The organism is Labilithrix sp. (assembly GCA_019637155.1).
Taxonomy (GTDB): domain Bacteria; phylum Myxococcota_A; class Polyangia; order Polyangiales; family Polyangiaceae; genus Labilithrix.
Genome location: JAHBWE010000020.1, coordinates 129893 through 154831, shown reverse-complemented (window position 1 = coordinate 154831; position 24939 = coordinate 129893). Strand labels below are relative to the sequence as shown.

The following is a 24939-nucleotide window of genomic DNA, read 5'->3' as shown; positions in this document are numbered from 1 at the left end:
AACGCCTCCGCGCGCATGTCGGCGTTCGGCTCGACCGCGAAGACGCGCGCCGGCGCGCGCGGTGAAGCGATCGGTCGGATCGGCGGTCACGATCACGATCGCTCGAAGACGATCGGGATGTTGAGGTCCTCGTCGCGGGCGAAGGGACGCGCCGGGAAGCGCCACCGCTTCACCTCGGACTCGACGCAGCGGTTCAGGGCGGGGTATTCGCTCTTCGCGGACTGGTCGAGCACGCCGCCGCTCGCGTCGACCGTCACCGCGATCGTCACGTTCGCGATCGCGATCTCGCGGCGCTGGACGAAGCAGCGCTCGCGCAGGTCGACGCGGTGGTGCGCGACGACGGCGAGGATTTCCTCGTTCGTGATCGTGCGGGCCGGCGGGTCGTGCGCGCGGAAGAACTGGACGACGGTGCCGGCGACGAAGAGCCCGGCGAGCGTGAGGAGGATCAGCCGGTCGCGCTTCGTGTCCGGGAGGAACCAGACGCGTCGCTCCGGCGGCGCGGCGTCGCGGTACGGGTTTCCCACCCGATCAGGATCGCACGCTTCGTCAGCGGCGCAAGCGACCGCAGGCCGGGGCGTCGACGACGACGGTGATGCCCTGGTTGCTCGGCACCAGCGAGTTCAGCGTGCGCGTGCGCGCGGGCTCGCCGGTGAAGATGTCGACGTGCTCGCCCTGCACGCGCGAGCCGCGGTCCTCCACCACGAAGCAGCCGTCGCTCCCCTCGACGCCGTCGAGCTCGGGGATGTAGAGGACGGTGCCCATCGGGAGGACGTGCGTGTCGGCGGCGACGCTGCGCAGCGGCGTGATCGGCGTCCCCGCGGCGCCGCGGCCCCACGGGAACTGCGATCGGTCGAGCGCGTCGAAGCAGATCTTCTGGCTCGTGCGCGGGCACACCTCGGCGCAGGCGCAGTCGCGCTTCGCGAAGCTCACGGTGCCGCCGGCGGCGAGCGCGCCGGAGCCCTGCACGCACGCCGCCTCGTAGAAGGTGCGCGGCACCTGCGCGATCGGCTGGCACTTCGCGTTCATCAGCGAGATGGGCGGGCCGGAGAACTCCTTCTCGCTCGGGAAGTCGTAGTACGTGTTGCGGAACGTCCCGAGCACGCGCCCGCCGCCGCCGGTCTTGTCGTTCGTCGGCGCTCCGCTCTCGCCCGCGCCGGCGGGGCGGTCGCCGATCGTGCGCGACGCCGCGCGTGTGCTGGGAGCCCCGCCGCCGCTCGAGCCGAAGTTGCGCCCGCCCTCCTCCGGCGCGATCGGCTCCTTCATCCAGGCCGAGCCGCTGCCCCAGCTGCACGCGCTGGTCATGAGAAAGAGCGCAAAGAACACCCGGCGCATCGCCAACGAGCGTACCCGTTGATCGCCGCGCTAGGAAATTAGCGGCAGGAGGCGAGGGCGGCGAGGAAGCCCTCCGCCCACTGCACCGCGTTCGAGCGCTGCACGGTGGCGAGGAGCTTTCCGTGGCGGGTCTTCCGCTCGTCGAGCTGCATGCGGAGCGCGCGGTCGAGATCGCGCGCCATGCCTTCGAGGTAGTAGGGGTTCGTCAGCACCGCGTCCTGCATCTCGACCGCCGCGCCGGCGAAGCGCGAGAGCATGAGGACGCCCGGGTTCTCGGGGTCCTGCGCCGCGACGTACTCCTTCGCGACGAGGTTCATGCCGTCGCGGAGCGGCGTGACGTAGCCGACCGCGGCGGCGCGGTAGAGCTGCGCGAGCTGCGGCTTCGCGTAGGAGCGATAGAGGTAGCGGACCGGGACCCACGCCGCCTCGCCGTACTCGCCGTTGAGGCGGCCGACGATCGCCTCGATCGTCGCGCGCTGCTCCGCGTAGAGCGGGACGTCGGCGCGGGACGGGACCGACACCTGGACGAGGGAGACGTTGCCGCGCCACTCGGGGAACATCTCGAGGAGCTTCCCGAACCCGAGGAGGCGCTCGGGGATCCCCTTCGTGTAGTCGAGGCGATCGACGCCGAGCACGAGCTTCGAGTCGCCGAGCACGCGCATGAGCCCGTCGATCTCCTCGACCACGGCCGGCTCCGGCGTCTCCTGGAAGGCGTCGGGGATGATCCCGATCGGCATCGCCGCCACTTGCGTCTCGCGGTTCCGATGGCGCACCACCGCGTCGGACACCTGCGCGGAGAGGAGCCCGCTCACGCACGCCATGAAGTTCGTGACGTCCTTCGGCGTGTGGAAGCCGAGGAGGTCGAAGTCGAGGAGCGCGTCGAGGAGCTGCGCCGCCCACGGCAGCATCGACAGCATGTCGAGCGACGGAAACGGGATATGGAGGAAATGCCCCATCGGCCCGACGTGGCCGCGCTGGCGCATGACCTGCGCGAAGAGCATGAGGTGATAGTCGTGCGCCCAGATCTTCGCCGTCTTGCTCGTCAGCGGCGCGGCGACGTCGGCGAAGGCCTCGTGCACGTCGCGGTACGACTCCCAACCCGCGTCTTCGATCGCGACGCGCGAGGGGAAAGAGTGGAATAGCGGCCAGAGCGTGCCGTTGCAGAATCCCGAATAGTAATCGCGATATTGCTTCTCGGTATAATCGACCCACGCGAGCTGGACCGGGCCTTCGTTCTCGTCCGAGGTGCCGCCCGTCGTCGGCTCCGTGGTCGCGACCGTCTTACCGCTCCAGCCGAGCCACATCGCGCGCCGCTCGCGGAGGGCGGGCTCGAGCGCGGAGACGAGGCCGCCGACGTTCTTCTTCCGCGCGGCGGGGTCGTCGCCCTCGATCGGGCTGAAGTCGGGGAGGCGGTTCGACACGACGAGGAGGTCGCGCGACACGCCGCTGGCCGGCGGCGCGGGCTGCTCGATCTGGCGCGGCAGCACGAGCGGGAGCGGCGTCTCGCCCGCGCGTACGCCGCGGATCCATTGGAGCACCGCCCGCACCTCGTCGGCGTCGTCGAGCTCCCAGCGCGCGGCGGTGCGCCGGCGCTCGGCGGTGCGGACGACGACGGACTCGTCGTTCGCGTCGACCGCGCGGAACATGTGCTCGTCGGTGACGTCGTCGCCGAGGGTGAGGAGGCGCGTCCCGGCGCCCGCGATCCCGCGGATCCACGGCACGGCGGAGGACTTCTTCACCGAGGCAGGGCGGATCTCGACGACGAGCACGCCCTCGAGCCGCTCGAAGGAGGGGTGCTTCGCGACGAAGGCGTCGATGATGCCGTACGCCTCGACGAGGAGCTCGCCGCGGCGGCCGCGCGGGACCTGGCGGTAGTGGATCGCGACCGTGGTCTGCTTCCGCTCGAGCAGCGCGCCGGGGTTCTTGCGCGCGAGGGCCTCGAGGCGGAACGCGAGGTCTTCGAGCGGCGCGGGGTCGATCGAGCCGACGTTGTCCCACGCGCCCATGCCGCGGCGGGACGCGCCGTGCTCGGCGACGAGGAAGACCTCGGCGCGGGTGAAGAAGGTCTCGAGCCACGCGCGGGGGCGGCCGCTCACGATCGCCATCGTGACGCCGGGGAGGAGGGCGAGGCTGGTGACGAGATCGATCGCCGCGTCGTCGGGGCGGGCCTCGTCCGGTGTGCGCGCGAAGGGGACGAGCGTTCCGTCGAGGTCGCAGAGGATGCCGAGCGGCGTGTGACGCGCGAGCGCGAGCCAGTGCTCGGTGCGGGCGCGGCTATCGGTCGACATCCGACGATCGATAACACGGCTACGTCGCGGGACGGTGGGACAGCTCGCCGCGATCCGTGCTCGAATCGCGCGCATGCTTCCGGAGAGAGGGCCGTGGGAGCACCCGTACTACGCGATCCCCGACGCGCGCGTCGATCTGCGCTTCCGTGACGAGGAGGGGAACGAGCGAAACGTCGCGATCCGCCACAAAACGCTGGGGGAGGGGCGGCCGCTCGTGCTCGTGCACGGGCTGATGACCTCGTCGTATTCGTGGCGCTACGTGCTCGAGCCGCTCGCGAAGCGCTACCGCGTGCTCGCGCCCGACCTCGTCGGCAGCGGCGCGAGCGACAAGCCGCTCGATCTCCGCTACTCGGTCGCGAACGTCGCGCGCTTCGTCGCCGCCTACGTCCGCGCGGTCGCTCCGGACGAGCCGGTCTACCTCGTCGGCAACTCGCTCGGCGGGCTCTACTGCCTGCGCGCGCTCCTCGACGCGGAGAACGCGTCGCTCGCGCGGCGCTTCGTCATCATGCACTCGCCGGGCTACCCGCTCGTGCGCACGAAGCTGTCGTCGGTGCTCTTCCGGACGCCGGGCCTCGGCGCCGCGGCGCGCGCCGTCATCGCGGCGGTCGCCCACCGCTGGCCGGCGACCTTCGTCGCCAAGAACGTGCATTATGCACGAAGTGACATGATGAGCGTCGAGGAGACGAAGGAGTACGGCCGCATCTTCGCGACGCGGGCGGAGGCGAGCGTGTTCGCGAAGATCCTCGACGAGAGCCTCACCGCGAAGGAGCACGCCGCGATCGTGGCGCGCCTGCGGGGCTGGACGCCGCCGTGCCCGATCGAGCTCCTCTACGCGACGAACGACGTGATGGTGCCTCCGTCGTTCGGCCCGCGCTACGCCGCGGACATCCCGAGCGCCAAGCTCGTCTGGATGGCGGACGCATCGCACTTCCTGCACGTCGACGCCCCGGAGCGGACAGTGGCGGAGCTGCTCGCGTTCGACGCCGAGTGATCTCAACGTCGGGGCTTCGCCCCGACCCTCACCCCAGACACCGCTGGGGGCTCGCGTTATTTCTTCATGTCGGCGTTGCAGGTGCCGGCGCCGCAGGCGGCGGAGCCTTTGGGGGGCTTGGCGGGTGCGGGGGCTGCGTTCTTTTGATGGTCGACGGGTGTTGGCTTCGCGGTTTCGGTCGCGGCGATGGCGGGGGTGGAGCTCGCCGAAGGCGGAGGAGGCGCGGGCGCGGCGGTGGTGGGCTCTGCGGTGGTGGGCTCCGCGGTCGCGATCGCGGATGCGGTCGCGGAGGCGGGCTCTGCGGTTGCTTTGGCGGCTTCGTCTTTCTTTGCGCAGCCGGTGCCGAGCGCGAGAGCGGTGAGGGCAGCGAGGATCGCGTCGTACGAGAGCGGCTTCGGCATGAGCTCATCGTATACGCGGGTGGCGCGAGGACGATCTTTCGTGGCGAAACGGCACCCGCCGCGGAAGCCCGAGCAGGAGGTTTCCGCGCGAGCGCGCGAGGGGGAGGGGCATGTGGGTTGCAGCCGGGACGAGCAAGAGAGGAGAGCGAGATGCGATACCGGCGCGACGACGGGGGCTTTGGCAGCGGGATGGGCGGGACGTTCGGCACGTCGGGCTACGATCCGCACCGCGAGTGGGAAGGTCCGCTCGTGACGCGCGGCGTGGTCCGCGACGGCAGTCGCGTCCCGCGCGAGCACGAGGACGAGCAACCCGCGTCGTGGGGCTATCGCCAGTCCCACGGCTATCCGGGGCGCGAGCACCTCTCGGAGTGGGAGGCGCTCGGCGCTCCGAGCGCGTCCTGGACGTCGCGGCGACAGCAAGGGTTCCGCGGCTACGGCGCGAGCGCGGAGCGCTGGCACGGCGGACAGACCAACGGCCCGCCGTATCCGACCAACGAGCTGCCGTATCCGCATCACCAGCAGCACGGCTACGGGCTCAGTCAGTACGCGTATCCGGAAGAGCCGCGCTGGGGCCGCGGCATCGGCGGCACCGACATGGGCATGGGCTTCGGCGAGCACGAGCGCGAGCGTGAGCACGAGCGCGAGCGTGAACGACGCGGGCCGCACTACGGGAAGGGGCCGAAGGGCTACAAGCGATCGGACGAGCGCATCCGCGAGGAGGTGTGCGAGGTGATGTCGCGGCAGGGCTTCGTCGACGCGAGCGAGGTCGAGGTCATCGTCGAAGGCGGCGTGGTGCGGCTCGTCGGTCTCGTCGAGAGCCGGCACGACAAGCGCGCGCTCGAGCAGATGACGGAGCGCGTGCACGGCGTCGACGAAGTGCGGAACGAGATCCGGCTGCGCCGGAGCGTCGCGCGCGCGGAGCCGCCGGCGTCGGCCCGTGGTCCCGTCTCGCAGAACGGGAACGGACGGACCGCTCGGTCCTGAGTCGTGTTACGAGTCGAGAGAGACGAGTAAGGAGGGAGCCGTGAGCCGAGCAAGATGTTTCATCGTCGCCGCCGCGCTCCTCGCGCTCGGGTTCGCCTGCCGGCAAGAAGAGCCGGCCGGCGACCCGAAGACGCCGGCGAACTCGCCACTCCCGAACATCGACAAGAAGGACGACGATCCGAAGCCGGCCCCAACCCCGAGCCTCCCCCTCTTCGGCGACGATGCAGGCTAACGCCCCCGCGCCGCCACGGGATGGCGCGGCGACGCGGGGTGGCGCGGCGGTTTTCGTTGTTGCTGCGTTCGTGTTTGGTGGGGTGGGGTGCAAGGGGTGTGGTGGTGGCTCGAACGACGCGCCGGGGGGGCTTGCGCCGCTCGCGGCTGCGTCGCCGCAGGTTGTGCTTGCGGTGCCCGGGTTCGCCGAGGCTGTCGTCTCCGTGCCCGTGGGGGCGACGCGGGCGATGCCTGTCGTCGTTGCTGTCATCGGCATCGGTGACACGCCGGAAGAGCAGTGCGAAACGTGGCGCGACGTCGTGGGGGCGCGTGCGTTCGTGCTCTGTCCGCGTGGCGCGAAACACTATGTCCTCGAGAGCGACGACGCGGGCGCGCTGGCGCCGATCGCGAAGCAGTCACCGCCGGTCGCGTCGGGCGGCGACAGCGACGGAACGACCGAGCCGACCCCGACCCCGACTCCGACCCCGACGCCGCCCGCTCCGAAGCCACGGCAGCTCGGGTACTTCTTCGCCGACGAGAAGGTGCTCGAGCGCGAGGTGAACGCCGGGCTCGCGGCGCTGAAGCAGCGCTTCCCCTCGTACGTCGCGGAGCAGAGCCTCGTCTATGCGGGCTTCTCGCGCGGCGCGTTCCTCGGTCCGAAGATCGTGACGAAGCAGCCCGCCAAGTACCCGCGCGCGATCTTCATCGAAGGCGGTCAGAGCGCGTGGACGCCCGAGTCCGCGGCCGCGTTCGCGAAGGGCGGCGGCAAGCGCGTGCTCTTCGCGTGCGGCCAACCTTCGTGCGTCGAGGAGGTCGCGCCCGCCGCCGCGCTCCTCCGCGCCCAGCGCGTCGAGATCAAGGTCGTCCACGGGGCGGGAGAAGGCCACGGCTACAAACGGCAGGTGAAGCAGGAGCTGAAGAAGAGCCTCTCCTGGGTCGTCGAGGACGATCCCGCCTGGCCCGATTAGCGTCAGAGCGTGGCGTACAGGAACGCGAGGCACATCTCGTCGTCGGTGCCCTCGCCCCAGCGGAGCTCGCGCGACGGCTTGCGCTTTCCGTTCACGATCGGCTGCGCTCCGGGGGAGTTGTCCCAGCGGCAGGTGAGGGCGGCCTTGCCGACGCGCACGCCCTCGGTGAGCCAGTAGCCCTCCTGATGGTGGAAGTCCCAGCGCGGCACGTCGAGGAGGCAGGTGCTCTCCGCGCCGTCGCCCGTGGACTCGACGCGGATGGATTTGCCACGCAGATGCATGTGCGGCGCGACGCCGAGCACCTCGAGCGAGAGCGGAAGCGGGAACTCCGCGTGCGCGGTCGCGCGCGGGTCGGTCGCCGGCGCGTCCTTCGGTACCCTGAAATTCCAGTCGAGGAGCGGGATCCACACCGCTTGCTTGAGCGGCTCGCCGCGCTTCGCGAGCCACATGTCGATGCGCGTCCTGTCCGCCCTCGTCTTCTCGCGCGCGTAGTTTTCGAGACTGTAGTGCACCTGCATCACGAGGCGCGAGCCCGGCGCGAGCTGGATCGCGGTCCCCTCCGGCAGCTTCGTCGGCGCGCCGGCTTCGTCGGTCGCCCCCGCGCCGGGGGCCCAGCCGACGATCATCTGCGCGTCGAAGTCGACGAGCTCGCCCTTCGCGAGGTTCCCCGCGCGCACGGTGGGCACGACCCCGATGCCGCCGAAGCACGTGTAGCCGGGCCCCGGCTCCGCCGCGTCGAGCTTCTGGATGCGCTCCACCGCCCTCGCGCGCACCTCGTAGAGGAGGACGTGATGCACGACCGACGGCAGCCCCGGCGCGATGCGAAGGCCGACCACGCGCTCGGGCTCGACCAGCTTCGGGTCGAGCACGAAGCAGTGGTAGTCGTCGTTGCGATCGCGCTTCGGGACGTAGCCCTCCGCCGGCGTGACGACGCGATCGGGCTCCGCCGGCAGCGTCGCGTAGGTCTTGGTCACCTTCGGCGCGCGGTACTCGGCGCGGTCGCCCTCCGGCGCGCCGGCCTCGGCCCACGCGACGAGCGTCGTGACGTCCGCGTCGGCGAGCGCGCGCGAGTGGCCGAGCGGCGCGCACGCCTTCGTGTCCGGGAGCCACGGCGGCATGTGCTTCGTGCGCGTCTGGTAGGCGATGTCGCCCGCGTGCGTCTTCGCGTCGGCGAAGCTCGTCAGCGCGATCGGGCCGATGCCGCCTTCGGCGTGGCAGCTCGTGCAGTGCGACTCGAGGATCGGCGCCACCGCGCCCCAGTAGGTGAGGGGCGCCGGCGCAGGTGTGGCCGCGTCGTCGTTCGGGAGCGGCGCGCTCTCGGGCCGCGGCCGGCCGCCTTTGCAGGAGGCGGTGAACGCGAGCATGAAGAGAAACAGACGTGCGGCGTGCTTCAGGCCGCTGTGGTTTAGGTCTCGCGCGCGATCGACGCGAGCGGGGCCGTGGTGAGCGTGGTGTTCGGCTCGGGCTCGAGCAGCTCGGCGTCGCAGCGGGGGCATGTCCAGGAGGAGAGGCGTCGCGCGGAGGTCCCGATCGCCATACCGACGGCGATCGCGACCGGCGCGAGGAAGAGGCTGAGGCCGACGATGCTCCCGAACCCGACCGCCACGACGAGCGACGTGATCCAGAAGGCGACGACTCCGACCTTCCACATCGTCCGCGGCTTCACCGGTGTGACGTGGCACTTGCAAGCGTGGCAATTCATGACCGCTCCTCCTTGGCGCGAGCGAGGATCCATCGCCGATCGCATGGCTGCGCTCGCGTCCTCCCCCATCTGGAGCAGGCCCTGGGCCGCGGTTACTTCTTTTCCGGGGAAATCGGGTTTCCGTACGCGTCGCGCTCGTCGGCGGGGCCGAGCTGGAGCGGCTCGAGCTGAGGCATGACGTTCACCTTGCCGCCGACGACCACGACCGTCATCGACTCCTTCGCGAAGTACTCGTTCGCGACGCGCTTCACGTCGTCGGCCGTCACCGCCTCGATGCGCGCGGGCCGCTTCTCGTAGTCGTCGAGCGGGAGGTCGTACACGACGAGGTCCGCGACCGCGTTCGCGACCTCGTTCGTCGACTCGAACCGACCCGGCATCGCGAGGCGCAGGCTCTCCTTCGCGAGCGCGAGCTCCTCCGCGGTCGGTCCGTCCTTCTTCAGCGCGTCGAGCTCGTTCAGGACCTCCTGGATCGCAGGCCCGGTCTTCTCCGCGTGCACCGCCGCGCCGACGCCGAACGCCCCCGCGCCGTGCCGCATCGAGAAGTGCGAGCGCGCGCCGTACGTGTACGCGTTCTTCTCGCGCAGGTTCATGTTGATGCGGCTCGAGAACATGCCGCCGAGGATCGAGTTCGCGACGACGTACGCCTCGCGGTCCTTCACCGAGTGCGCGACGCCGGGGCGGACGAGCTGGATCTGCGACTGCGCGCCCGGCTTGTCGACGAAGACGAGGCGCTGCTTGGTCGCCGCCTTCGCCGGCGCCTTCGGCGACCTCCTCGCGAGCGCGGCGGCGCCGGGCTTCGCCTTCCACGCGCCGAAGGTCGGCTCGAGCTTCGGCAGCAGCGCGGCGGGCGTGACGTCGCCGACGATGACGAGCGCCGCGTTCGCCGGGACGAACATGCGGTCGTACGTCTTCACGAGGTCGGCGCGCGTGATCTTCTTCACGTCCGCTTCTTCGCCGACGATGTTGTGCCCATACGGATGCGCGCGCCCGAAGAGCGAGGCGGCGACGGTGTTGTGGAGGATCTGCTCCGGGCTGCTCTTCTCGGCCTGGATCGCGCTGAGGCGGCGCGCGCGCAGGCGCTCGACCTCGGCCTCGGGGAACGTCGGCGAGAGCGCGACGTCGGCGACGAGCTCGAGGGCCGCGTCGAGCCGCTCCGCGAGGACGCGCACGAACACGCCGCTCGAGTCCCAATCGAGCCACGCGCCGTGGTGGGCGCCGATCGCCTCGAAGTCGTCGCTGATCTTCAGCGCGTCGCGCTTCTTCGTGCCCTGCTCCAGCGACGCGCCGAGGAACGACATGAGCCCGGGCTTCGCGTCCGGCACGTCGCCCGCGCCCATCGTGACGACGAGCCGCACGCTCACGATCGGCAGCTCGTGCCGCTCCACCGTGAGCACACGAAGCCCGTTCTTCAGCCTCGCCTCCCCGACCTTCGGCGCAACGAACGCGATCTTCCCATCCGCCCCCGGCGCCTGCTGCCGAAACGGCGCATCCGGCGTCACGAGCACCGCCACACTCGGCGCCGTCGGCGCCACCACAGGTGCCAGCGGAACAGGCCGCGCAGGCGCCGGCCCCTCCCCACCACACCCAAAAAGAACCAACGAACCCAGCAAGCACAGCGCGCTCCCACCACGCGCGGTGTGCAGCGCCCCCGCGCGCGCGCGGTGCCCTGACGCCGCGTCGAAAGCGAGCGCGCGGCGGAAAAACGTTCTGACGTTTTTCTGCATCGCGCGAGCGGGGTGCAGGGGCGCAGCCCCTGCGTTGAAGCCAGGCTTCACTTCCCACCTCGCTTGATCGTCACCACGCGGCCCGGCGTGGGGGCGTCCTTCTTCGGGGTCACGACCGTCACGACGCGGTCCTTCTCCTTCAAGTGCGTGCGCGCGGCGTCGGCGACGGTCTGGGGCGTCGCGCGGTTGATGCGCTCGATGTCTTGCGTCAGGTAGTTCGGGTCGCCGAGGTAGTGGTTGTAGCTGTTCAGCTGGTTGGCGCGGGACGAGCTCCGTTCGAGGTCGAAGACGTTCTCGGAGACGATCGCCGTCTTCGCGCGCGCGAGCTCGTCGTCCTTCACGCCGCCGGCGCGGAGCTTCGCGAGCTCCTCGTCGATCGCCTTGAGGAGCTCGTCGGCGGTGTGGCCCGCCTTCGCCGTCGCGACGACGTCGAAGTAGCTCGTGAGCTCCATCGAGGCCTGGTGGGCCGAGACGCTCTGCGCGATCTGCAGGTCGTAGACGAGGCGCTTGTAGAGGCGGCTCGTCTTGCCTCCGCTGAGGACGCGCGCGACGAGGTCGAGATCGGCGTCGCCCGCGGCGTAGTTCGGGGGCGACGGCCAGTCGACGTACACGCGCGCGAGCTCGACGCCCGCCTCCATCTCGATGCGCGTCTCGCCCGGGTGCGTGACCGGCGTCTTCTTCATGCGCGGGACCTCGGCGCCGCGCGGGATCGGGCCGAAGTACTTTTCGACGAGCGCCTTCGCCTTCGCTTTGTCGAAATCGCCGGAGAGGACGAGCGTGGCGTTGTTCGGGACGTAGTTCTTGCGGAAGAACGCGTGCACGTCCTCGAGCTTCGCCGCGTCGAGGTCCTCCGGGCTCCCGATCGTGAGGAGGTGGTACGGGTGATCCTTCGGGAACAGCTCCTTCCGGATCTCCGCCGCGACGAGGCCGTACGGCGCGTTCTCGTAGCGCTGGCGCCGCTCGTTCTTCACGACCTCGCGCTGGCTCTCGAACGTCTTCTGATCCGCGTGATCGAGGAGGAACCCCATCCGGTCGCTCTCGAGCCACAGCGCGAGCTCGAGCTGGTTCGCCGGCACCGTCTCGAAGTAGTTCGTGCGATCGGTGTTCGTCGTGCCGTTCACCGACGTCGCGCCGGCCTTCTCGAGGAACTTGAAGAAGGTGTCCTCCGGGACGTGCTTCGACCCCTGGAACATCACGTGCTCGAAGAGGTGCGCGAACCCGTTGCGGTGCGCGGGCTCGTCCTTCGAGCCGACGTGGTACCAGATGTTCACCGTGACGATCGGCGTGCGGTGGTCCTCGTCGAGGATCACCTCGAGCCCGTTCGCGAGGACGGACTTCTCGGCCGTGAGCGCGGGCGGCTTCGGCGCGTCGGCGGTGGCGCGGGGCGCCGCGAGGCCGAGCGCGACGACGGCGGCGAGTGAGAGGAGACGGCGGAGCGACATCGGCGCGGGATTATGCGGCGTCTTCGCGCTTCGGTGCTAGGGTTGAGATGGATGCTCGGCGATTCATCGCTGGTGCAAGGGCTGCTCAACGTGCTCGAGCGGGAGCTCCTCCCGAGCGTCGAGATCGGCACCGATGCGCAAGCGTGGGGACGCGCGAACCGCATCGCCGACGCGGTGCTCTCGATGCTCTCGGACGAGGAGCGCGAGGCGGTCGAGCTCCCGTCCCGCGTCGGCGTGCTGCAGGCGCTCTACACCGCGGCGCGCGCCCCGCAGGGAGACGGGCGCACGCGCGACGACAAGCGCGCGCGGGCGAGCGCGCTCTACACGTTCGTGACGCGCTGTCGCGAGGCGAGCGATCCGCAGCGCCACTCGCGCCCGCCGCCGCCGCCGTCGCGCGGGCCCGCGTCGATCCGCCCACCGGCGCACAGCATCGTCCCCGCGCCGCCGCGCAACATGCCCGCCTGGGTGCCGGAGAGCGGCGTCCTCGGCGGGTTCCGCCTCGTCCGGCCGATGGCGGAGGGCGGCCTCGGGTCCTTGTTCCTCGCGCACCGGCTCGAGGACGAGGGCGATCCGCTCGCGCCGCAGGTCGTGCTGAAGGTCCCCCACGACGGCGGCGCGCTCGCGGTCCACGTCCCGGAAGAAGAGATGATGGCGGCGTTCCGGGCGGAGGCCTCCGCCCTCGCCGCGATCCCGATCCACGCGAACCTCGCGCGCATCCTCGCGTTCGACGTCGCGTCGAAGCCGAAGCCGTTCCTCGTGATGGAGCTCGTCGAAGGCCGCACCGTCTTCGAAGAGCTCGAAGAGAGGACGCTCACGATGGCGCGCGCGCTCGAGGTCCTCGACGGCGTCCTCGCCGGGCTCGACGCGATGCACTCCGTCGGCGTCGGCCACCTCGACGTGAAGCCGGACAACGTCATCCTCCGCCGCGAGACCGGCGCGGCGACGCTCGTCGACTTCGGGCTCAGCGGGCGCACCGTGCGGAAGAAGTGCGGGAACCCGATCTACGCGGCGCCGGAGGTCTGGAACGACGAGCGTCAGCCCGAGAGCGCCTTCGCCGCCGACGCCTACTCCTTCGCGTGCCTCGCGTTCGAGACCTTGACCGGCCGCGCGCTCTTCGACGACGAGGACCCCTTCGTCACCATCCGCCAGCACCTCTCCCACGACGGCCTCCCGCCCGGCATCGCCCAGCTCCGCGCGCGCCCGGAGCTGCGTAAGCTCGCGGAGATCCTCGGCCGTGCCCTCCGCGCGAGCCCCGCCCAGAGGACGCGGGTACGGATGATCCGGACGGAGCTTTCCCGTCTCGCTCCGCAAATCAAGGACCTCGAGTGGCCGCTGCGTGGAAACGAGGCCTGGCAGACCACCCCGATCTCCGATCTCGACGTGAGCGCCACGGCCAGCTGAAGCGTGATATGCAGGCGCTCAGGAGAATCCTGATGCGGAACCTGACCGTGTTCATGCTCGCTTCGATCGTCGCCGTCACCGGCTGCGACATGCTCAAGAAGAAGACCGACGAGGCCGCGACCCCCGAGGCGTCCGTCGCGGAGGAGGAGGTCCCGCTCGACGCGGCGCCGCCGGACTCGACGCCGGTCACCGCCGCGAACGCCGCCGCGGTCGCGCGCTTCGCGACCGAGACGCCGCTCGACGAGGATCGCGTCATCGCGACCCAGGCCACGCCGCGCACCTCCCCCGGCGGCGCCAACATCGTCGCGACGCTGAAGGTCGGCACGCAAGTCGAGCGCATCGCGACGAACGGCAAGGACTCGCTCATCCAGTTCCAGGACCCGAGCAACCCCACCGTGACGCTGATGGGCTGGGTCACCGACGCGGCGTTCACCTCCACCGTCGTGCCGCACAAGAAGGTCGACGCGGGCGCGGACAGCGGCGCCGTCGCGGTCGCCACCGCCGACGCCGGAGCTCCCGCCACGGTGGTGGACGCGGGCGCGGCTCCGTTCGCGTGCCCGCCGGGCAAGACCGCGATCCTCTCCGCGGCCGGCAAGAACGAGTGCCACAAGAGCTGCACCATCAACAACGAGTGCAAGAACAAGCAGTGCTCGACCGCGACCGCCCTCAAGGGTGGCCAGGCGAAGGTCTGCCTCGGCGAGTAGTCCCGCGCTCAGCGCGCGACGCGGCGGATGTCCGTGCCGGCGCCGTACCAGATGCAGGCCCCCTCGATCGCGAGGGGGCCGAGCGTCTCGGTCGTCGCGAGATCGAGGCGGCGGCCGCCGTCCTTGTCGACGCGGAAGAGCGCGCTCCGATCGCCGACGTAGAGGTGCTCGCCGGCGAGGAGGAGCGAGCGCGGCGCGTCGAGGCCGGTCACGAGCCGCTCCGGCGTGCCGCCGCCGACCTTGGCGAGGCGGGCGAGATCCTTGCTCTCCTCGTTGATCCAATAGATGTAATCTGCATCTACCGCGAGGGAGCGCCCCGACTGCCCGACCGCGAGCGTGCGGAGGCCCTCCGCCGTCTTCTCTACGCGGCGGATCATGTCGCCGGCCGCGAAGTAGACCGTCGTCGCGTCGAGCGCGATCGCGCCGGGGCGCAGCTCGTTTTCGCTCGGCGAGAGCACGGTCGGCACCGCGCAGTCCTTGCAGCGCACGAGCGCCCGCGCCTGCCCCGTCGTCTCCTCCGCCCAGTAGACGCCGGTGTCGTCGACGCCGAACGTGTCGACGCTCTTGCCCTGCGCGTAGGCCGCGATCTGCGGGCCGACGAAGCCGGCCGACGTCGCGTAGATGCCGGAGTACGCTTCGCGGCCGGGGAAGACGAAGAGGACCTGCGCGCCGTTCGCGACGAGCCACGGCGTCTTCGGGACGTCGTAGACGTGCGCGAGCGCGGCGTCGCCCCGCGCGAGCTGGTCGACGCTCGCGGCGTCCGCGATCGTCAGGAGCGTCGCGTCGACCGAGAGGAGCGTGATCGGAGCGGGCCGCGTCGCGAAGGTCTTCGCGTCGCAGGCCCCCGCCGTGCACGTCGTCCCCTCGCACGTCCGGCAATCGCGGCCGCAGGCGCCGCAGTGGTCGATCGTCTTGTCGAGGTCGGTCTCGCAGCCGTCGATCGCGCTCGCGTTGCAGTCGCCCCAGCCGCGCTCGCACGTGAGCACGCACGTCCCGCCGGCGCACGCCGCCGCACCGCGCGGCCCGCTCGGACAAACGCGGCCGCATGCTCCGCAGTTGTTCGGATCCGTCAGCGTCTCGCACGCCTCCGCGTCGGAGCTCGGCGGCGGCGCTGCGTCGCGGCGCGGGAGATCGATCGGCGGACCTTCGGGCTGGGCGTCGTCGCTGCCGCACGCGGCGGCGAGCATGAAAAGGAAGAGCCAGCGCGGCACCCGCACACCATAGCGCGCCTGGGAAAACTCGCCGCGTTGACCGATCCCCGGTCCGGGCCTTCGATTGAGCAGTGGGCGGAACGGGACAGTTGGCGACGGCCGCGACGACCCCGGTCGAGCGCCGGGCGACGATCCTCCTCGTCGACGATCACCCGCCGAACCTGATGGCGCTCGAGGCGACCCTCGAGCCGCTCGGGACGCACCTCGTCTCCGTGAGCAGCGGCGCGGAGGCGGTCCAGGTCGCGGAGGCCACCGACCTCGCGCTCGTCCTCCTCGATCTGCAGATGCCCGAGCTCGACGGGCTCGAGACCGCGGTCCTCCTCAAGAAGCACGCGCGCTCGAAGGCGCTCCCGATCATCATCGTCACCGCCAACGAACCCACGCGGGCGCAGGTCGCACGCGGCTACGAGAGCGGCGCGGTCGACTTCCTCTCGAAGCCGCTCGATCCCGACGTCCTGCTCGCGAAGGTCACCGTCTTCGTCGAGCTCTGGCAGAAGAACGCGCGCGACTCGCTCGCGCCGCGCTCGGACGAAGGGAGCGGCCGCCTCTCCGAGCGGCTCGTCGCGGCGGCGCCGCCGTCGGAGCAGGCCGCCACGGTGGAGGCGCTCCTCCGCATCCACGGCGCGCTGACGGAGGACCTCGACGTCGCGAACATCGCCGCGCGCCTCGCGGCGCAAGGCCGCGATCTCACGCGCGCGTCGGGCGCGGCGTTCCACTATCGGCAGCGCGACGGGCGCTGGGGGCTCGCGCAGGTCGGTCGTCTCCGCGCCGTGCTCGAAGAGCTCGGGCCCAACGCGCCGGTCCTCGCGCGCGTCTTCGAGCGCGGACGCATCGCGCGACACGACGACGCGCGCAAGCTCGGCGGCCGTCCGATCGGGAGCCTGCTCGCGGCGCCGGTCGTCGCGCGCGACGGCACGGTCGAGGGCGCGCTCGTCCTCGTGCACGAGGCGGCGTACGTGTTCGACCTGCGCGACGAGGAGCTCGTCGCGATCGCGGCGAGCCACGCCGCCTCCGCCTTCGAGAACGCGCGGCTCTACGACGAAGCGCGCGAGGCGCGGCACCGCGCGGAGCTCGCCGAGCTCGAGCTGCGCGCCGGCGAAGCGCGGCTCCGCATCGCGCTCGAGGCGGCGGGCCTCGGGACGTGGGACTACAACCCGCTCACCGAGCAGCTCCGCTGGGACGCGCGGTGCAAGGCGCTCGCCGGCCTCGGCCCCGACGCGGAGATCACGTGGGCCACCTTCATCGAGGGCATCCATCCCGCCGACCGCGATCGCGTCCGCGCGGAGGTGCGGCGCGTGCTCGACCCCGGCGCCGACATGAGCTTCGACGTGGAGTACCGCGCGATCGGGATCGAGGACGGCGTCGAGCGCTGGGTGTCCGCGCGCGGCGTCGCGATCGCGGAGAACGGCAAGGTCGTGCGTTTCCTCGGCGCGATGCTCGACATCACCGCGAAGAAGCGGATCGAGGTCGAGCGGATCGAGATCCTCGAACGCGAGCAACGCGCGCGCGCGGCGGCGGAGACGGCGAACCGGTCCAAGGACGAGTTCCTCGCCACCGTCTCGCACGAGCTCCGCAACCCGCTGAACGCGATCCTCGGCTGGGCGCGCGTGTTGATCGAAGAGGACGAGGAGGGCGACGAGCGCCGGCGCAAGGGCCTCGAGGTGATCCTCCGCAACGCGAAGACGCAGGTGCAGCTCGTCGAGGACATCCTCGAGGTGTCGCGCATCATCACCGGGAAGCTCCGGCTGTCGACATGCTCCGTCGACGTCGGCGCGATCGTCGACAACGCGATCGAGACGGCGCGCGCGGCGGCGGCGGCGAAGCGGGTCCTCATCGACGTGCGGGTGGAGCAACCGCTCGGGATCATCGTCGCCGACGAGGATCGCCTCCAGCAGATCCTGTGGAACCTCCTCCTCAACGCGGTGAAGTTCACGCCAGCGGAGGGCACGGTGACGCTCCACGCGCGGAGGTCGGCGACGCGCCTCGAGCTCGTCATCCAGGACACCGGCGAAGGCATCGACCCGGACTTCCTACCGTTCGTGTTCGATCGCTTCCGTCAGGCCGACGGCTCGACGACGCGGACGCACGGCGGCCTCGGCCTCGGCCTCGCGATCGTCCGCCACCTCGCGGAGCTCCACGGCGGGACGGTGCGCGCGGAGAGCGAGGGCCGCGGGCGAGGCGCGACGTTCACCGTCGTCCTCCCGGCCGATCCCGCCGCCGCGGACGAACGCGCGGCGAGCCCGGTCGCCGCCCCGCCGCCGTCACGCCGTCCGGAGGAGAAGAAGCCGCTCGCGGGCCGCGCGGTCCTCGTCCTCGACGACGACTCCGACATGCGCGAGCTCCTCGCGATGATCCTCGAAGACGCGGGCGCGAAGGTGCGGTGCTGCTCGACCGTCGGCGCCGCGCTCGCGGCGCTCGAGAGCGACAAGCCCGACGTCGCGATCTCGGACCTCGCGATGCCGGGCGAGGACGGCTACGCCTTCGTTCGCCGCGTTCGTGGCGCCGCCGAGGGCGTGCGCGCGCTCCCGCTCGTCGCGATGACCGCCTACGCCCGAGCCGAAGACCGCCGCCGCGTCCTCGACGCCGGCTTCGATAGGCACGTCGCGAAGCCCATCGAGCCCGACGAGCTGGTCGAGGCTTTGGTCGCCGTGATCGACGGTCACTGAGAGCACGCATCCCACGCGCCGCCTCCTGCCTCCCGCCCGGGGCCCCAGAAGCGGCCGCGCATGCGGGCGCGAAGCGCCCCGAGCGCGAAGCGCGAGGGCCGTGTCTGGGGTGGGGGTGTCGGGGGCGAAGCCCCCGACGTTGAGTACTCTAACGACCGTCGGTCTGGCCTTGTTGGCTGTTGGGCGGGGCGGTTTCGACGGGGGGGCGGCGGCGGACGCCGCCGCGGCGGACGTGGGGGGCGAGGCCGCCCTTCTTGCCGGCGACGCGCGCCTCGTCGGGGTTGAACTGATGGGCGGTGCCGGCGGCGTGCGCGGCGCGGCCGCCCTTGCTCGCGATCTCCTTCACGCGCTCGCGGTCCATCGCCGCGAAGCCACGGCGGCGGGGGCGCGCCTCGCCCGCTCCCGCGGTCGAGCCGTCGGCCTGCGTCGGGGCCGTGGGAGTCGCGGGCGACGGTTGGGGCGCGGGCGTGGCGGCCGGCTCTGCGCTCGTGGTGGTCTCGGGCTGCTTCTCGTCGATCGACATGACTCATCTCCTGCGGGCCTCGCTGACGCGAATGCCGCTCCATCAGTGGTGTTCTTCCGACAGGAGCGAAGCGACGGTCGTGCCAGTGACCGATCCGCGAAGAGAGCGGCTGAGCGCGAGATTTCGCGTGACACGGCGCAACAGTGGTCGCGTTCCGCCGCCACCCGGCGCTGGAGCTTCCGCGGCGCGATTCGTCACTTCTCGGCCGGCAAGCTCTTCCGCTCCCACGGTCGACCTTGGTTCTCTTGCCCGAACTCGCTAGCTTTACGCTCATGTCTTGGATTCTCCTCGTCGACGACCACGACGACGGTCGCGAGGTGCTCGCGGAGTTCTTGTCCTTCAACGGCTTCGAGGTGGAGGGCTGCGGATCGGGCGAGGACGCGCTCGCGCGCATCGAGGAGCGCGGCGCGCCCGGGGTGGTGCTGACCGACCTGACGCTCGGCGCGATGAGCGGGATCGACCTCGCGAAGAAGATCCGCGGCGCGGCCGCGACGGCGAAGGTGCCGCTCGTCGCGGTGACGGGCCACGTGAGCTTCGCCGACCCCGACGGGCTCTTCGCGGAGATCCTGCCGAAGCCGGTCCCGCTCCCGCGTCTCGTCGACACGGTGAAGCGGGCGCTCGGCGCCTGAATTTAGCTCGACTCCCGGCGGACCGTGTCGCGGAGGGAGCGGACGAGCGAGCCCGGCTTGCCGCGCAGCTCGTCGAAGAGGCGCTCGCGCTCGGTGTCGCCGGACACGAGATCGGCGATCGTCACGCCGAGCGCGGAGGCCACGCGCGCGAGCGTCCCGACGCCGGGGACGACGAGGCCGCGTTCGAGCTCCGAGACGTAGCCGCGCCCGAGGCCGGTCTCCTCGACGAAGGCGTCGAACGGGAACTCCGTCTCCGTGCGCAGCTGGCGGATGCGGGCCCCGATGCGAGCCGCGAGCGGATCAGGACGTTCACGATGTCGCGAACGTGTCACTCGTTTCGCGGCCGCAGCCTTGCCCATACCGCCTTGTAGCGCGAACCGGAGCGAGCCTGGTTCGTGCTCCCGAACCTCGAGCGTATTCCGCGTTCCAGTCCGACAAACGGCCGCAGTTCGGTCGAAACGGAGGAGAGCGCGTCCGCTCGCCTCACCTATCGACCCGCCAGGATCGCGTCGATGTGAGGCCGGACGTCCGGGCGTCCACCCGCGAAACGCTCGAGAACCACGCGGGATCCGGCCGGATCGAGGAGGAAGAGGGCGCGCGCGAGGGCGACGACGAAACGCTGATCGTCGCGCGGGCCGAGCGCGGAGCGGATGGAGCTCATGAGGCCCTTCTCGGGCGCGAGGCGCGTGACGAGGATCCCTGTCGCACGTGTCCGCGCGTCCGTTGTCGCAGCTCCGAACACGCTCGCCGCTGCGACTTTGAGTTCCTCGCCCGCGGGTTGCTGGCCGAGGACGATGCGCCCGAGCCGCTCGACGACGACGTCGTCGATGCAGCCGAGGCGATAGAGCTCCTCGATCGCGATGGCGCGGAACGCGTCGTCGTTCGAGTCGAGCACGCCGACGAGGAGCGGACGCGCGCGCACACCCCAGAGCGCGGTCGTCGCGCGGAGCGCGGTGACGCCGAGCGTGGGCTTGTCGAGCCGGACGAAGCGCACCGTGACGTCGCCCGCCGCGTCGGATCGTCCGTCGGGGAGCGAGCGGAGGAGGTCCTCCGCCATCGCTTCGTCGTGCCGGCTCGCGACCGCCGCGAGCGGCTCGAGCGCGGCGATGATGACGGGGAGCGCGGACGGGCCGATCGCGCGCAGCGTGGCGACGAAGCGCGCGCGGAGCTCGAGGCCGGGCGGACGAACGCGCCGCGAGTCGATCAACGCGCGCGCCGCGAGCGGCCCCGCCTCGCGCAGCATCGTGAGCGCCGCCTCGTCGTGATCGATCTTCCCGTCGAGGAGCTTGATCGCGTGCTGGCGCGCGACCTCGGGCTCGCGGAGGACGTGGAGCGCGCGCTGGGCGAGGTCCTTCTCCGCGTCGGGGAGGCCCGGATCGGCGAGCCGCGTGTGGAGCCACGCGACGAGGTCGCGCGCGAGCTTGGTGCGCCCCTCCATCGTCGCGAGCTTCAGCGCCTCGGAGAGCGCGCTGAACCCGGCGGCGCGATCGCGCTCCTCGATGTCGTGGAGGACGCCGAGCGCGTTGGCGGTGTCGTTGACGAAGTCGCTCGCGGTGAGCGGCGTCTGCCGGATCGAGATCTTCCGAAACGAGCCGGAGGTGCTCGCCCAGTCGTCGTCGACGAGGTGGCGCAGCGCGGCGCGGAGATCGCGCATGTCGTCGTGGCGGCGCTCGGGCTCCTTCTCGAGCGCCTTCATGATGAGGCGCTCGAGGCGCGGCGTGATCGACGGCTGGTACGTCGACGGCGGCTCCGGCGTCTCGACCATGTGGCAGGTGAGGATCTCCATCGCGTCCTCGGAGAGGAACGGGACGCGGCCGGTCGCGAGCTCGTACATCACGACGCCGAGGGCGTAGACGTCCGTGCGCGCGTCGACCGGATCGTTCTGGATCTGCTCCGGCGCCATGTAGCCGGGCGTTCCGACGATCTTGGACGCGTCCACCTTCGGGATCTGGGAGCCGCCCTCCGTCTTCGGCGGGGTCCACTGCGCGATGCCGAAGTCGCAGACCTTCGCGCAGTCGGTCTCCTTGCCCTCGTCGTCGCGCACCTTCACGACGAGGATGTTCTCCGGCTTGATGTCGCGGTGGATGACGCCCGCGTCGTGCGCGTGCGCGAGGCCGGCGCAGGCCTGCGAGACGAGATCGACGATCCGCTCCTCCGAGAGCGGACCCTCCTCGAGGAGGATGTCCATGAAGCTCTTCCCGGTGATGAGCTCCATGACGATGTAGAGGAGGCCGTCCGCCTCCTGTCCGTAGTCGATGACGCGGAGGACGTTGCGGTGATCGAGGCGGCTCGCGGCGAGGGCCTCGGCGTAGAAGCGCGTCGCGTAGTCCTCGCTCTGCTGGAGCGTGGTGTGGAGGACCTTCACCGCGACGGGGCGGCGGAGCGCGGTGTGGACCGCCTTGTAGACCTCGCCGCTCGCGCCGCCGCCGAGGAGCTTGTCGAGGATGAAGCGGCCGTCCCCGAGCGAGCGCCCCTTCAGCGATCCCGGCGTGCGCTTCGCCGCGCTGCTCGCGCCGCCCTGCGTCATGCGGTTCAGCGCGTTCGCGTGGTCCGCGCTCACGGTGGCCTCGGCCGGCGCGGAGATCCCGACCATCGAGATCTTGTGGTTCGCCTGGGGCTTCGGGGCTTCTTGTGCGGCGCCGCCGGAGAAGAGCTCGAGCCGGAGCGCGTTCTCCTGCTCCTCGTCGAGCGGACGGAGGCGGAGCGGGAAGCCCTCCGTCGTCGGCGCGCCCATCGGATCGGCGAGGACGATGAGCGGCTGGTCGTAGCTCTCGACGCGGATCTCGAGCGCGTGGGTCGACGCGTCGATCGGCGGCGACTCGAGCGGGAGCTTCGCGATCTCGTTCGCGACCGCGACCCACGCCAGGTAACCCCGCTCCCGTTTCTCGAGGAGATTCGTGGTGATGACGGGGAGTGGAGCGGTGGGGTGCTCGGTCATCGATGTTCCCCCGCGTGTACGAAATCCTATCCGGAATCATTGGGATCGCAACGATTCGGCGGTCAGCAGCGTGACCGGGTACGCGTGGAAGAGGTCGCGCGCGAGGGCACCGCCGCGGTTTGCATCGATCGCGTGCGGCCCTTATTGAAGAACGTGTGGTTGCGCGCTCGCGTGTAGCTACTTCTTCGGCAGTGTGGGGGCCGGGGGGCGGGGGCCGGAGGCGTTTTTTACGTATTTGTCGAACCAGCGGAGCATTTCGGCGAGGTATTGCTCGTTCGATTCTTGGGCCGTGTACCAGTGGGGCTCGTGGGGGAGCATCACGAGGCGGGTCGTGCCGCCGTTGCCGCGGATGGCTTCGAAGAGCTTGCGGGCTTGGAGCGGGGTCGTGCCCGGGTTCGCGTCGTCGTCACCGTGCATGATGAGGATGGGGAGCTTCAGCTTGTCGGCGTAGAAGAACGGGGACGCCTTGATGTAGACCGACTGCGCGTCCCAGACCGAGCGGCGCTCGTTCTGGAAGCCGAAGGGCGTGAGCGTCTTGTTGTAGGAGCCGCTCGTCGCCACGCCGGCGCGGAACAGGTTCGTGTGCGCGAGGAGGTTCGCCGTCATCAGCGCGCCGTGGCTGTGGCCGGTGACGCCGATGCGGTCCGGGTCGACGACGCCGAGCTCGACCGCCTTGTCGACCGCCGCCTTCGCGTCGTCGGTCAGCTGCTCGAGATACGTGTCATAGGCCTTCTTCGGATCGCCGACGATCGGGAATGCGGCGTTGTCGATAATGGCGTATCCGGCGAGGAGCAGGAGGCGGAACTGGCGGAGGCGCGTGAACGTCTGCTCCGAGCCGGTGACCTGGCCCGCCGCCTTCGCGTCGGCGTAGTCGAGCGGATAGGCGTAGAGGATGGAGGGGACCTTCGTGCCTTCTTTGTAGTCCGGCGGCGTGTAAAGCGTGAAAGAGAGGTCGACGCCGTCGCGGCGCTTGTATTTCACGAGCCGCTTTTTGATCGCGCGGACCTGGGGCGCCGGATCCGGCATTTTCGTAATCGGGGCGCTCGTCGACGTGAAGGCGGGCTCGCCCTCGGGCGGGGCGCCGGAGACGGCGGCGCCGGGCGTGCGGAGGAACGCGTTCGGGGGATCGGTCGGCGACTGGTGCCACGAGATGAACGTGCGCTCGGTCGGCTTCGGCGACGCGAACGCGACGAACGACTCGTAGGCGGTCTTGTCGGAGCGGAAGAGGCGCTCCGACTTGAAGGTGCCGAGGTCGAGGCGATCGAGGAAGGGACGATCGCCCGTCGGCGAGGCGCCCGCGCCGCGGAGGAACACGGAGGCGCCGTCCTGACGCACGACCCACGCGCCGTTCGCGAGCGGCCGCTGCACGAGCGTGCCCGGGTTCTTGTACTTCTCGTCGGTCGAGAGGTCCCACAAGAGGCGCGGCTTCGCGGTCGGCTGGTCGACGTTCACGACGAACGTGCGGCGCCAGTGGCGGTTCTCGTCGTGCTCGTGGAGGAACGCGAGGTCCGGCTTCTCGCCCCAGTGGAAGCCGGTGAAGCGGTGCTCCGTCTTCGTGACCTCCACCGGCGCCGCGGTGAAGGGCGCCTTCTGCATCATCACCTTGTCGCGGTGCGGGACCTTCTGCTTCCAGTCGCCGCCGTCGAGCGCCTCCGCCCAGATCAGCGTCGCCGGCTCGTTCGAGCGCCAGTTGAAGGCGCGCGGGCCGAGCGGGACGCCGTGGACCGGGACGCGATCGGCGAGCGGGAGCGACGCGAGCTTGTGCACGTCGCCCTTCTGCACGTCGAGGACGCCGACGTCCTTCGGGAAACGCTCGACGGTCGTGACGTAGGAGTAGGGCTTGTGGACCGTCTCGACGAGCACGTGGACGCCGTCGGGCGCCATGTCGACGTCCTTGTAGATCGCGGGCTTGCCCACCTTCTTCACCCCGCCGCCGGCGACGTCGACGAGCACGAGCTGCGACGTCGCGTAGTAGTCGAAGAGGTCCTCGTCGTGCTTGTTCTGCAGCGTGTCGCGCGTCTCGTAGGTGCTGCTCTCGCCCTTGCCGGTGGACTCCTGCACCGAGGGGCCGGGCGGCACCGGCGGGGCGGGCGGCGGCGGGCCCGCGTCCTCCACGACCGCCTTCACGAGGAGCGCCTTCTGATCGGCGCTCCACTGCATCGTGTGATCGAGCATCGGGTTCGCGCGCACGCCCTCGAGGCGACGGACCTCGCCCGTCGCCGCGTCGCCGACCCAGACCTCGACCGACTCGGTCGCGGCGTTGAGGAACGCGAACTTCGTCCCGTCCACCGACCACGAGGGCGGGCTCGCGCAGCCGCTCGGCGGGAGGGCGACCTTCTTCGTCTCGCCGGAGGGGACCGTGACGAGCGTGTAGTCGCGCGCGCATGGGCGGATGCCGTAGCCGTTCGGCGTGTCGTGCTTGCTCCGGTTCCGCGGCTCGAGGCGCACGCCCGCGAGGCGCAGGAACGGCTCCGCGACGCGCGCGATCGACGGGTACTCCACGTTCGTGACGAGCAAGATGCGCTCGCCGGTCGGGCTCGCGTACGGCGACGGCGGCGGCGGCGAGTGCATCACGTCGAGGATCGACTGCGGCGGCTTCTCGTAGCTCGAGACGACGGGGGGCGGCGACGCCTGGCGCGGCGTCGCGGTCGGCGGCGGCGTGTTCGAGACGACCGGCGGCGGGATCGCGGGCGGGCCGCTGCCCTGCGGAGAGGCCGCCGGCGTGCACGCGGCGACGAGGACGAGCGGGAAGAGGCACGTGACGGTCGTGGCTTTCACGCGGCGCAGCTTAGCCCAAGACGCGCTCGCGCTCGCGGTGTTCCGCG

The 24939-nt window shown here is 71.0% G+C and carries 21 protein-coding genes; 8 read left to right on the top strand and 13 right to left on the bottom strand.

The genetic code is table 11. The features are described 5' to 3' along the window. Nucleotides 1–92: 92 nt before the first annotated feature. From KF837_36030 to otsB, 3 genes are read right to left on the bottom strand one after another with little or no spacing between them, the layout of a single operon-like run. Nucleotides 93–524 (bottom strand): hypothetical protein, encoded by a 432-nt coding sequence (locus tag KF837_36030; protein MBX3232791.1) that lies wholly within the window; start codon nucleotides 522–524, stop codon nucleotides 93–95. A gap of 22 nt (nucleotides 525–546) precedes the next feature. After that, a complete protein-coding gene (locus tag KF837_36025) occupies nucleotides 547–1332 on the bottom strand; it encodes a hypothetical protein (protein ID MBX3232790.1) in 786 nt (261 codons plus the stop codon). A 38-nt stretch (nucleotides 1333–1370) separates the two neighbouring features. Continuing rightward, entirely contained in the window at nucleotides 1371–3620 is a 2250-nt protein-coding gene (otsB, locus tag KF837_36020) for a trehalose-phosphatase (GenBank protein ID MBX3232789.1), read from the bottom strand. A gap of 73 nt (nucleotides 3621–3693) precedes the next feature. Here otsB and KF837_36015 point away from each other — a divergent pair, with 73 nt between their 5' ends. Next, entirely contained in the window at nucleotides 3694–4611 is a 918-nt protein-coding gene (locus tag KF837_36015; protein ID MBX3232788.1) for an alpha/beta hydrolase, read from the top strand. A gap of 56 nt (nucleotides 4612–4667) precedes the next feature. Here KF837_36015 and KF837_36010 read toward each other — a convergent pair whose 3' ends face one another. Beyond that, nucleotides 4668–5012 carry a hypothetical protein gene (locus tag KF837_36010; protein MBX3232787.1) on the bottom strand — a complete coding sequence of 115 codons (345 nt, stop codon included), beginning with the start codon at nucleotides 5010–5012 and terminating at the stop codon, nucleotides 4668–4670. Nucleotides 5013–5162: 150 nt separating this feature from the next. On the opposite strand from KF837_36010, the gene KF837_36005 reads away from it, so the two are divergent. From KF837_36005 to KF837_35995, 3 genes are all read left to right on the top strand, one after another. Next, nucleotides 5163–5996 (top strand): BON domain-containing protein, encoded by an 834-nt coding sequence (locus KF837_36005; protein MBX3232786.1) that lies wholly within the window; start codon nucleotides 5163–5165, stop codon nucleotides 5994–5996. Between the two features lie 40 nt (nucleotides 5997–6036). After that, the gene (locus tag KF837_36000) at nucleotides 6037–6228 is read left to right on the top strand and encodes a hypothetical protein (GenBank protein MBX3232785.1); all 192 of its coding nucleotides are present in this window, start codon (nucleotides 6037–6039) and stop codon (nucleotides 6226–6228) included. 226 nt (nucleotides 6229–6454) lie between these two features. Then, complete coding sequence (locus KF837_35995) at nucleotides 6455–7174, top strand: hypothetical protein (protein MBX3232784.1); 720 nt, start codon at nucleotides 6455–6457, stop codon at nucleotides 7172–7174. A 2-nt stretch (nucleotides 7175–7176) separates the two neighbouring features. On the opposite strand, the gene KF837_35990 is transcribed toward KF837_35995, so the two are convergent. From KF837_35990 to KF837_35975, 4 genes are all read right to left on the bottom strand, one after another. Next, a complete protein-coding gene (locus KF837_35990) occupies nucleotides 7177–8538 on the bottom strand; it encodes a hypothetical protein (protein MBX3232783.1) in 1362 nt (453 codons plus the stop codon). Nucleotides 8539–8579: 41 nt separating this feature from the next. Continuing rightward, nucleotides 8580–8876, bottom strand: coding sequence for a hypothetical protein (locus KF837_35985; GenBank protein MBX3232782.1), 297 nt, complete (start codon nucleotides 8874–8876; stop codon nucleotides 8580–8582). A gap of 92 nt (nucleotides 8877–8968) precedes the next feature. Beyond that, on the bottom strand, nucleotides 8969–10411 hold the full coding sequence (locus KF837_35980; GenBank protein MBX3232781.1) for an insulinase family protein: 1443 nt from the start codon (nucleotides 10409–10411) through the stop codon (nucleotides 8969–8971). A 236-nt stretch (nucleotides 10412–10647) separates the two neighbouring features. Beyond that, on the bottom strand, nucleotides 10648–12042 hold the full coding sequence (locus KF837_35975; GenBank protein ID MBX3232780.1) for an insulinase family protein: 1395 nt from the start codon (nucleotides 12040–12042) through the stop codon (nucleotides 10648–10650). A gap of 51 nt (nucleotides 12043–12093) precedes the next feature. Between KF837_35975 and KF837_35970 the strand changes: the two genes are divergently transcribed. Together KF837_35970 and KF837_35965 are read left to right on the top strand one after the other, a co-directional pair. After that, nucleotides 12094–13443: a serine/threonine protein kinase gene (locus tag KF837_35970; GenBank protein MBX3232779.1), complete on the top strand. Its 1350-nt coding sequence runs from the start codon at nucleotides 12094–12096 to the stop codon at nucleotides 13441–13443. A 32-nt stretch (nucleotides 13444–13475) separates the two neighbouring features. Further along, a complete protein-coding gene (locus tag KF837_35965) occupies nucleotides 13476–14147 on the top strand; it encodes a hypothetical protein (GenBank protein MBX3232778.1) in 672 nt (223 codons plus the stop codon). Between the two features lie 8 nt (nucleotides 14148–14155). Here the strand turns inward: KF837_35965 and KF837_35960 are convergent, their stop codons facing one another. After that, a complete protein-coding gene (locus KF837_35960) occupies nucleotides 14156–15358 on the bottom strand; it encodes a hypothetical protein (protein MBX3232777.1) in 1203 nt (400 codons plus the stop codon). A gap of 89 nt (nucleotides 15359–15447) precedes the next feature. Between KF837_35960 and KF837_35955 the strand changes: the two genes are divergently transcribed. Beyond that, nucleotides 15448–18024, top strand: coding sequence for a response regulator (locus tag KF837_35955; GenBank protein MBX3232776.1), 2577 nt, complete (start codon nucleotides 15448–15450; stop codon nucleotides 18022–18024). A 148-nt stretch (nucleotides 18025–18172) separates the two neighbouring features. On the opposite strand, the gene KF837_35950 is transcribed toward KF837_35955, so the two are convergent. After that, nucleotides 18173–18385: a hypothetical protein gene (locus KF837_35950; protein MBX3232775.1), complete on the bottom strand. Its 213-nt coding sequence runs from the start codon at nucleotides 18383–18385 to the stop codon at nucleotides 18173–18175. A gap of 434 nt (nucleotides 18386–18819) precedes the next feature. On the opposite strand from KF837_35950, the gene KF837_35945 reads away from it, so the two are divergent. Next, nucleotides 18820–19176 carry a response regulator gene (locus KF837_35945; GenBank protein MBX3232774.1) on the top strand — a complete coding sequence of 119 codons (357 nt, stop codon included), beginning with the start codon at nucleotides 18820–18822 and terminating at the stop codon, nucleotides 19174–19176. Between the two features lie 2 nt (nucleotides 19177–19178). On the opposite strand, the gene KF837_35940 is transcribed toward KF837_35945, so the two are convergent. From KF837_35940 to KF837_35930, 3 genes are all read right to left on the bottom strand, one after another. Continuing rightward, entirely contained in the window at nucleotides 19179–19508 is a 330-nt protein-coding gene (locus tag KF837_35940) for a helix-turn-helix transcriptional regulator (GenBank protein MBX3232773.1), read from the bottom strand. Between the two features lie 155 nt (nucleotides 19509–19663). Beyond that, the gene (locus KF837_35935) at nucleotides 19664–22114 is read right to left on the bottom strand and encodes a serine/threonine protein kinase (GenBank protein ID MBX3232772.1); all 2451 of its coding nucleotides are present in this window, start codon (nucleotides 22112–22114) and stop codon (nucleotides 19664–19666) included. Between the two features lie 177 nt (nucleotides 22115–22291). Then, the gene (locus tag KF837_35930; GenBank protein ID MBX3232771.1) at nucleotides 22292–24892 is read right to left on the bottom strand and encodes a S9 family peptidase; all 2601 of its coding nucleotides are present in this window, start codon (nucleotides 24890–24892) and stop codon (nucleotides 22292–22294) included. Nucleotides 24893–24939: the final 47 nt, after the last annotated feature.